This window comes from Xanthovirga aplysinae, assembly GCF_009711365.1.
Taxonomy (GTDB): Bacteria; Bacteroidota; Bacteroidia; order Cytophagales; family Cyclobacteriaceae; genus Xanthovirga; species Xanthovirga aplysinae.
This window is the reverse complement of the sequence record NZ_SMMB01000853.1, coordinates 1-4736: the sequence shown is the minus strand read 5'-3', so window position 1 is coordinate 4736 and position 4736 is coordinate 1. Positions and strand designations below refer to the sequence as shown.

Below are 4736 nucleotides of genomic sequence, written 5' to 3'. Positions count from 1 at the left end.
CATTACGAAGAGCTGAAACCTCACTGGACCTATGTGGTTTCAATAATTGATTAATAGAAAATAATTACTTGGAAAATGTTAAACATAAAAGGGAACCAAGTGATAATACCCAATTCCCTTTTTGAGTTTTTTCTAAATTCTCATAATAGGGTTTTCTTTATTTACTGGTCAGGGCTGATATGCTGTAAAACTTTTGTTTGTTTTTAAAACTCACCCCCCATTTTCATAACTTTGAAAGAGCAAAACCTTTTAGCCTTACCAAAACTCTAACTCCTAATATCACATAGCGGTATCAATTTCCAGCCCTTCTCCGTTCTTCTTCATTCCCAAATTTCCTGGAACCCACCTTTACCTGTTTATTTCCAAATTTATAATTTAAAGAAAAGCGAATATTTCTGTTTCCCCAATAATTCGTAAATTCTTGTCGAATGTCATTTATTGTGTAGCCATTGTCCCAAGAAGAAGTTTTGAGAATATCAAAAAACCCTAAAGAAAATTGAAGATTTTGCTTGGGCATATCAAACCTTAATGTCAAATCCAAGCTACTTCGACTATACACCTTTTTATTCTCGTGGAGAAATGGAGAAGCATACCAATAATTTAATTGCGCCTTTAAGGTTTTTTTAGAATTTAAAGAAAAGGCATTGTTCAAGATAAAGTAATAACTAAAAAACTCATTTAATTGATCTATGGCAAAACCCACATCCTCAAATTTAAGAGACTTGTAATAAGCTACTAAAGTGATATTACTTTCAAGCCATGACCATTGGTTAAAGAGGTAGGATTCCGTTAAGGCAAAATTATATTCAGTGAAAAAATTTTCTTTTTTAAGCCTCACAATATTCTGAATAACATCTATTTCAGCCAGGGTTCCAAATCCATTTGAAGTAATATGTAAAGACAAGCTGGTAGTCAATTGATTTTTATAAACATGAGAAAATTCAAAGTTGTCATTCAGGGAGGGCTGAAGAAAGGGATTACCCTCTGTAGAGAAATTCCCATTGAGAAAAGTTCGAAAGGGGTTCAGATACCAATAAGATGGTCTATTAATCCTTTTTCCATAATTCATTGAAAAAACATTTTTATCATCCAACAGATAGTTTAAGTAAAAAGTAGGAAACAGATTAAAGTACTTCCTTTCTATTTTTTCTCCCAAGTGCCTGGATTTACCTTCTATCAGTGTATTTTCTAATCTTAAGCCGGCTTTTGCTTCCCATTTTTCTCCTAAATTTTTTCCTGCGCTAAGGTAAAGGGCTTGAATATTTTCATCGTATTGAAAATTATCGGTCAGCTCAGGATCTAAGACAGCTTCTCCAGAACTTTTATTATAAAAATCGGTTATACTTCCATTAGAAATAAGACTTGCCTTTATTCCATAAGAGATATTCGCCCATGTAGTAGGATGTTCTACATCAATCCTTGCACTATAATTTTTAATAACTTGATCAGCCGAGCTTACTGCTGAAAAATCAATCCCTTGGGAAACTTGTTTGGGGGAAAAACGCTCTGTTTCCAAAGTTCTTTCCAAAGCAGAAGAATATTTAAAGTAATCTAAATCAACGGACAGTTTCCTGCCTAGGGTGTCCAAATGAGAAACAACATGTACATTGGCCATTCGGGAATGATTATCAAAATCATAAACAGCATTAGTCAAAAGAGAATAATTAGGAATATCCCAGGGGTTAAAAATCACGGTATTAGTTTGATCTTGTATATCTGGATTACTTGTATTTTCCAGGTACTGAAAACCAATACTTAAATTTTCACCTAACTCATAATCAAAAGCTATCCTTCCAGAAAAATAATCTTGTCGGTCTTCCCGGCTCACTGCTGATCTCCAGCTTTCCTCGGGATAAAAGATATCAGCTGTTTCAAGGACTTCCCGACTACCTTTCCTTCCATTGAAGTTAAATAAGGCCTTGATTCTATTTTTTTGATAGGAAAATGTATTTCTAAAATCATAGAAACTGTGAACGGCCGCTGTATATGTTGAAGAAACTGTATTACTCCATGAGTCTTTTATTCCGTTTTTTAAGATAATATTAATGATACCACTATTCCCCTCGGCATCAAACCGCGCTGGTGGATTAGTGATAACTTCAATTTTCTTAATATCATTTGCTGATATACTTCCCAGATAGCTTATTAGTTCCTTTCCTGTTAACTGTAATATGCGCCCATCAATCATCACCCTCACCTCCCCTTTTCCTACAATTGCAATTTCATTATCAGTAAGTCTAAGACCTGGAGCCAGCCGTAAAGCGTCCAGAGCGTCTCCCCCATTTGCTGCCACACTATTTTCGACATGAAAAGTTAAACGATCCAAACTACTTTCAATTAGCTGCTTATTACCCACAATGGCAACTTCATCCAACTTAAAATCCTGGTTAACTAACACAATTTCACCCAAGTCTTGATCTCCCTTTAATGCTATTTCTCTCACCCAGCTTTCATAGCCAATAAAACTAACGGCAAGCGTATAATTTCCAGCTTTGCTGTGCATACTAAACTGACCCTGTTCATCAGAATAAGTCCCAGCCACCGTATTACCCATAGAATCTAATAAAGCCACATTTGCATAAGTGATCCCTTCCTTTTCATCACGGACTATACCCCGCAGGTTTACCTGAGCATAACTATCAGTGGAAAGTAAAAAGATAAAAACAAGTAGAATTTTCTTTGTTAAAGTTTCATTCATAATTAATAAGATCTTAAATCCAATGAAATTAGAATCAGATCTAAACAAGAGCATTAGAACTTCCATCCTACCTTTCTTCTCCAAGGCTTAGAAGAAAAGCTAGAGGAGTCCAAAAGCCAGCTTAGATCTTTTTTGTTGCTTGAACTTTAGCAAAGATGCGAGAAGGAATAGCTTAAGGCGACCGAATACAGGAAGTCGAACGCTTTTCTTAAGAAAAAACAGTTCGACTTTCTGACCTCAACGTTCGATTTCACTCTAATCGACTTGTAATAAATGACTTGAACGATATTGACTAGGAGTCAAGTTTGTATACTTTTTGAATGCTGTATTGAAAGAAGACTTGGACTGGAACCCAACTTCGTATAAAATCTCAAGGATAGTCAGCTTTCTTTTAGAAGGATCTTTTAAAATTTGCATAGCTTTTTTGATTCGGTATTCATTGACAAAATCAAAGAAATGCTGTCCAAGATGATGGTTAATTAAAATCGACATTTCGCGGGAGGAAATCTTCATTTGTAGGGCAAGCCTATTGAGGCTTAAGGAAGAATCCAAGTAAGGCTCTTCTCTGAGCATATACTCCCTAAGTTGCCCTACTTTTTCTTTAAATTCCTTATCCGTACTTTCGCTAAATTTTGAGTTTACTCTTTTCCCTTTATGAAGCAGAGATGCTACCAGTTTAAGATTGGGGTCAACCCCTCTAAAAATGGTTGGGGTATACAACGCATTTAAAACGATCCAAGCTAAAAAAAACAAAACAGCTACACCGGAAATCACCTGAGCAGCTGCAAATATTTGAGTGTTTTCCGTAAACTTAAAAATGTTTTTAACCAGAACAATACCATGGGCCACTGCCAAAAGTGCCACTAGTTGAAATAACCATTTATAGCTATGTGTTGTGCCCTCTCCATAATTTTCCAAATAGAACTTTCTGGATTTTCTTAAAACAAACCAAGCAGCAATAAGATAGCATACATATTGCATGCTTATAATGACATTAATAAATTTTGCCTCTGCCATAGTCGTAAACTCCCTAAAGAAAACTGCCTTAGCTTCGGGAGAAACCAAAAAGAACCGGGGTATAAAAACTATATTGGTTAGGGCAAAGGGGATAAGATGCAGTCCGTGTTTAATTTTCAACTTAAAACCTGCATAACATACCGATAAAGTATACAAGTAGAAAGTGGGGATTACTAAAAAGGCTATATTACTTCGAATCAATTCAATTGATGGTGAATTATATAGCACTTTGTACAAAAACAAACCACTTGTATCAATGGCTTTTAGGGTGATAAATATAGCCAAAAGCTGATTACTTAATTTATGTTTTGTTTTTACTGTAAATAAAAATATGACAAAAATTAAACTTATAAATACTGTTATCTGACTGAAGGTTTGAGTTAATAAAATGGTGCCCATTAAAAATTCTGCATTATTTAAAATAATATGGCTGTATCATAACTCAATAAACATAGGTAAATCCCTTGAAAGACAATTGAAATTTGAGGATTATTATTCCCATTAGAAGATTATATGAGGAAAATAATCCCCCTATCGAAAGAAGTTGACTTTATCGTAATAGCTGCCCAGACAAAAACTTAATCAAACAAGCGAAGCATTTCGTTGTCAACCTCCTTGTTTTCGCAGCCAAAATATCTCATGGTAATAGCCATCGATGAATGTCCCAAGTATTTGGGTAGCTTGGTTATGTCCCCACCCTGATCAGCCCAAAGTCTAGCAAAAGTCCGGCGAGCAGTGTGGGGGCTCATCATCTTCCAGGAAGGAATGACTTCCACAGTTCTCTGCTCACCTACATAATTCGCTCCCTGCTCCTCTCCTTCTATACCTGCCGCCTGGCAAATCCACTTAATGTACGTATTACATTTCTGCTGCGGAATGACGAGAATCTTAAAGTTGTATTTTTCGACAATCTCTCTTGCTTTCTTATTTAGTACTATCTTTTCCTGCTTTCCCGACTTCACAGAACTGAAATTCAAATACAAATGGCCTTCATGTTCTTTAAATTTATTGGGATTAAGTA

Annotated in this window: 3 protein-coding genes; all 3 read right to left on the bottom strand. The window is 35.5% G+C overall.

The window, feature by feature from the left end:
* Positions 1–292: 292 nt before the first annotated feature.
* A complete protein-coding gene (locus E1171_RS06780) occupies positions 293–2698 on the bottom strand; it encodes a TonB-dependent receptor (RefSeq protein WP_187696316.1) in 2406 nt (801 codons plus the stop codon).
* 255 nt (positions 2699–2953) lie between these two features.
* A complete protein-coding gene (locus tag E1171_RS06775) occupies positions 2954–4000 on the bottom strand; it encodes a helix-turn-helix domain-containing protein (RefSeq protein WP_187696315.1) in 1047 nt (348 codons plus the stop codon).
* Positions 4001–4293: 293 nt separating this feature from the next.
* Positions 4294–4736, bottom strand: a 443-nt coding sequence (locus tag E1171_RS06770; RefSeq protein ID WP_155205251.1) for a tyrosine-type recombinase/integrase, incomplete at its 5' end; no start/stop codon positions are given.